The organism is Micromonospora sp. NPDC050187 (genome assembly GCF_044459745.1).
In the GTDB taxonomy this organism is placed as follows: Bacteria; Actinomycetota; Actinomycetes; order Mycobacteriales; family Micromonosporaceae; genus Micromonospora.
This window is the reverse complement of record NZ_JBITJH010000052.1, coordinates 1-4,807: the sequence shown is the minus strand read 5'-3', so window position 1 is coordinate 4,807 and position 4,807 is coordinate 1. Positions and strand designations below refer to the sequence as shown.

The 4,807-nt window shown below is 74.1% G+C and carries 2 protein-coding genes; both read left to right on the top strand.

What is annotated here, in order from left to right; translation table 11 throughout:
* Window positions 1-2,985: type I polyketide synthase (locus tag ACIBJE_RS31520; protein ID WP_396753924.1), on the top strand; the 2,985-nt coding region annotated here is incomplete at its 5' end.
* Between the two features lie 47 nt (window positions 2,986-3,032).
* A partial coding sequence (locus ACIBJE_RS31515) for a type I polyketide synthase (protein ID WP_396753923.1) occupies window positions 3,033-4,807 on the top strand: 1,775 nt, incomplete at its 3' end.

Here is a 4,807-nt window from a genome sequence, read left to right as displayed (position 1 = left end):
ACCGACCGGACGGTGCATCTGGTCCCGGCGTTGCGGCGGGACCAGTCGGAGGCGACCGCGCTGGTCACGGCTCTGGCCCGGTTGCACGTGACGGGGACGCCGGTGGACTGGACGGGCTGGTTCACCCACACCGGACAGCAGCCTCGGACGATCGACCTGCCCACCTACGCCTTCCAACGGCAGCGCTACTGGCTCAACGCCGGGTCGTCCGGTGCCGACACCTCCGGGCTCGGCGTACGCGGCACGGACCACGGCCTGCTCGACGCCGAGCTGGTCACCGCCGCCGACGACGTCCGCATCCACGGCGGCCGGCTCTCCGTGCAGACCCAGCCCTGGCTCGCCGACCACGTGGTGTGGGGCTCGGTCGTCGTACCGGGCTCGGCACTGGTGGAGATGGCGCTGCACGCCGGCGCGCAGGCCGCCTGCGACACGCTGGAGGAGCTGACCCTCGCCGCCCCGATCGTCCTGCCCGAACAGGGTGCCCGTTCCGTGCAGCTCCACCTCGCCACTCCCGACGAACACGGTCGCCGTCGGATCACCATCCACTCCCGCCCGGCGGACGACCCGCGCGGCGACTGGACCCGGCACGCCGAGGGTGTCCTCGCCCCCGTCGGCCCCGACGCGCTGGAACCGCTCACCGAGTGGCCCCCGGCCGGTGCCGCCACCGTTCCGGTCGAGCCGATCTACGAGCAGTTGCACCGCCTCGGCGTGGACCACGGTCCCACGTTCCGTGGGCTGCGTGCCGCGTGGCGTACCGACGACGCGGTCTTCGCCGAGGTCGCCCTGCCCGACGGCACCGCCACCGGCGGGTTCACCCTCCACCCGGCGCTGCTCGACGCGGCGCTGCACGTCGTCGGCCTCACCGACGACGCCGACGCCGACGCGTCCGGGGCCCGCCTCCCGTTCGCCTGGTCCGGCGTCGCGCTCACCGCCGTCGGCGCGACCCACCTGCGGGTACGCGTCACCCGCGCCGGTGCGGCGGTGTCGCTGACCCTCGCCGACGGCACCGGCGCACCGGTGGCCCGGATCGGGTCGCTGCTCTCCCGACCCGTCGGCGCCGGTCAGCTCGACACCGCCGGAGCAACCGAGCTGCCCCTCTTCGACCTACGCTGGTCCGCGCTTCCCCTGCCGTCCCGGTCGGCGACCGGGATCGTGGCGATCGACGACGCCGGACCCGCCGCCGCGTCGCTGCCCGGCGGATTCGCCGCGCTCGCCGACGCCGTCGACGCCGGCCGGCACGACCCCCGGCTGGTGCTGCTCCCCGTCGGGGACAACCCGCCGGGCGACCCACTCGGCGCGACGCACACCCGGCTCGCCGAGGTCCTGGCCGCCGTGCGGGAGTGGCTGACCGACGACCGGTTCGCCGACCGGCGGCTCGTCCTGCTCACCCGGGGCGCGGTCCCGGCCGGCCCCGCCGGTGACGTGACCGATCTGGCCGGTGCCGCCGTCTGGGGTCTGGTGCGCACGGCGCAGCTGGAGCACCCCGGCCGGTTCGTGCTGGCCGACCTCGACGACGGGGTCGACGCCGACCTGCTCGGCCGTGCCCTGGCCAGCGACGAGCCCCAACTCGCCGTCCGCGACGGGCAGTTGCTCGTACCCCGGCTCGCCACGGCCGACGCCTACCCGACCGGCACCACCGACCTGCTGCCCGATGGCACGGTGCTCGTCACCGGCGCCACCGGCACCCTCGGCGGCATCATCGCCCGTCACCTGGTCACCGCACACAAGGTCCGGCACCTGCTCCTCGTCGGCCGGCGCGGCCACGACGCGCCCGGCGCGACCGACCTCCTCGCCGACCTCGCCCACCTCGGCGCGCAGGCCCGCCTCGTCGCCGCCGACGTGGCCGACCGGGACGCGGTCGCCGCGCTGCTCGCCACCGTCGGAGCCGAACACCCGCTCACCGGGGTGGTGCACGCGGCCGGAGCCCTCGACGACGCGGTGGTCACCGCGTTGACCCCGGAGCGGACCGCCGCCGTGCTCGGCCCCAAGGCCGACGCCGCCTGGCACCTGCACGACCTCACCCGGCACCTGGACCTGCCGATGTTCGTGCTCTTCTCCTCGATCGCCGGTCCACTCGGCGGTCCCGGCCAGGGCAACTACGCGGCGGCCAACGCCTTCCTCGACGGGCTGGCCCACCACCGGCACGCCGCCGGGCTCGCCGCCACCTCCCTGGCCTGGGGCATGTGGGAGGAGGGCAGCGGGATGACCCGCGACCTGGGCACCGGCAGCCGGGAACGGCTGGCCCGCCAGGGCATCGTCCCGCTCGGCACCGAGCAGGCACTCGCCCTCTTCGACGCCAGCCGGCGCAGTCGTCAGCCGCTGCTGGTGCCGGTCCGCCTCGACCTCGCCGGGCTACGCACCCTCACCGCCGTCGACCACCTCCCGGCACCGCTACGTGGGCTGGCCGGCGTCCGCGTGCGGCGCAGCGCCGCCGGGTCCGCCACCCCGGTGGCAGGGTTCCGCGACCGGCTCGCCGCGGCCTCCGACGAGGACCGTCGCCGGCTGGTCGAGGAACTGGTCACCGGTCAGGTGGCCGAGGTGCTCGGGTACGCCTCGTCGGTCGCCGTCGGCACCGGGCAGTCCTTCACCGAACTCGGCTTCGACTCGCTGACCGCCGTGGAACTGCGCAACCGGCTCACCACCCTGACCGGTGTGTCGCTGCCGGCCACCCTGGTCTTCGACCACCCCACCCCGGAGGCGCTGACCGGGCACCTGATGGCGCAGCTCGGCCCCGGCCCGTCCGCGCCGACCCTCCTCGACGAGCTGGACCGGCTGGAGGCGGCTTTCTCCGCGACCCCGGCGGAGACCCTGGCCGAACTGGCCGCCGACGAGGAGACCCGTACGGCGGTCACCGCGCGACTCCGCGCGCTGCTCAGCCGCTGGGAGGGCGAGGCCGGGGACACCGGCTCCGTCGCCCCGTCCCTCGACGACGCCAGCGACGACGAACTCTTCGACTTCATCGACAGCAGGTTCGGACGTTCCTGACCGTCGAACCGCCCCGCTTGCCGACCAACGCGACAGGTGAAACCCCGATGGCCAACGAAGCCAAGCTCCGTGAGTACCTCAAGCGCGTCACCGCCGATCTCCACGAGACCAGCGAACGCCTGAAGGCCGTCGACGCCAAGAACCACGAGCCCATCGCGATCGTCGGGATGAGCTGCCGTTACCCGGGCGGGGTCCGCTCACCCGGGCAGCTGTGGGATCTCGTCGCCACCGCCACCGACGGCGTCACCGGTTTCCCCGTCGACCGGGGTTGGGACACCGAGCAGGCGTACGACCCGACAGGGGAGCGGCGGGGCAGCACGTACGCCCGGGAGGGCGGGTTCCTGCACGACGCCGGGGACTTCGACCCGGAGCTGTTCAAGATCTCCCCGTACGAGGCACTGGCCATGGACCCGCAGCAGCGGCTCATGCTGGAGGCCTCCTGGGAGGCGATCGAGGACGCCCGGATCGACCCGCTGTCGCTGCGCGGCAGCCGCGTCGGCGTGTTCGCCGGCATGATGTACCACAACTACGCCGCCGGACTCGACGACGTCCCGGAGACCCTGGACGGCTTCATCGGCGGCGGCACCGCCAGCAGCGTGCTCTCCGGCCGGGTGGCCTACACCTTCGGGTTCGAGGGGCCGGCGCTCACCGTCGACACCGCCTGCTCGTCCTCGCTGGTGGCGTTGCACCTGGCGGTGCAGTCCCTGCGGTCCGGCGAGTGCACGCTCGCGCTGGCCGGTGGTGTCACCGTGATGACCACCCTGGAGACGTTCATCGACTTCAGCCGGCAGCGCGGACTCGCCCCGGACGGGCGGTGCAAGTCCTTCGCCGAGGGCGCCGACGGGACCGGCTGGTCCGAGGGGGTCGGGATGCTCCTCGTCGAGCGCCTCTCCGACGCCCGCCGCAACGGCCACCGCGTCCTCGCCGTGGTGCGGGGCACCGCCGTCAACCAGGATGGTGCGTCGAACGGGTTGACGGCGCCGAACGGCCCGTCGCAGCAGCGGGTGATCCGGCAGGCTCTGGCGAACGCCCGGTTGACCACGGCGGACGTGGACGTGGTGGAGGCGCACGGCACGGGTACGACGTTGGGTGATCCGATCGAGGCGCAGGCCCTGCTGGCGACGTACGGGCAGGGACGGGACGGGCACGAGCCACTGCTGCTCGGGTCGGTCAAGTCGAACATCGGGCACACCCAGGCCGCCGCCGGCGTGGCAGGCGTGATCAAGATGGCCGAGGCGATGCGGCACGGCATCGTCCCGCCCACGCTGCACCTGGATGCCCCGTCGTCGAAGGTGGACTGGTCGGCCGGTGCGGTGGAGCTGGTGACACAGGCGCGGTCGTGGCCGGTGGTGGATCGGCCGCGTCGGGCGGCGGTGTCGTCGTTCGGCATCTCCGGCACCAACGCGCACGTCATCATCGAACAGGCCGAGGCGGAGGTCGACGCGTCGCAGGCGACGGTCGGGGTGGATCTTCCGGTGCTGCCGTGGTTGGTGTCGGCGCGGTCAGCGGAGGCCCTGACCGGGCAGGCCGGGCGGTTGGCGGAGTTCGTCCGGGAGCACGCCGGTCTTTCGCCGGTGGACGTGGCTTGGTCCCTGGCGACGACGCGGGCGGCGTTGGAGCACCGGGCGGTGGTGCTGGGTGCGTCCGGTGGCGACCTGTCCGCCGGCCTGGAGGCGCTGGCTGAGGGCGGGTCGACGCCTGGCTTGGTGGCCGGTGAGGTGGTGTCGGGTCGTCGGGCGTTGGTGTTCACGGGTCAGGGTGCGCAGCGGCCGGGTATGGGTCGGGGGTTGTACGGGGCGTTTCCGGTGTTCGCGGAGGCGTT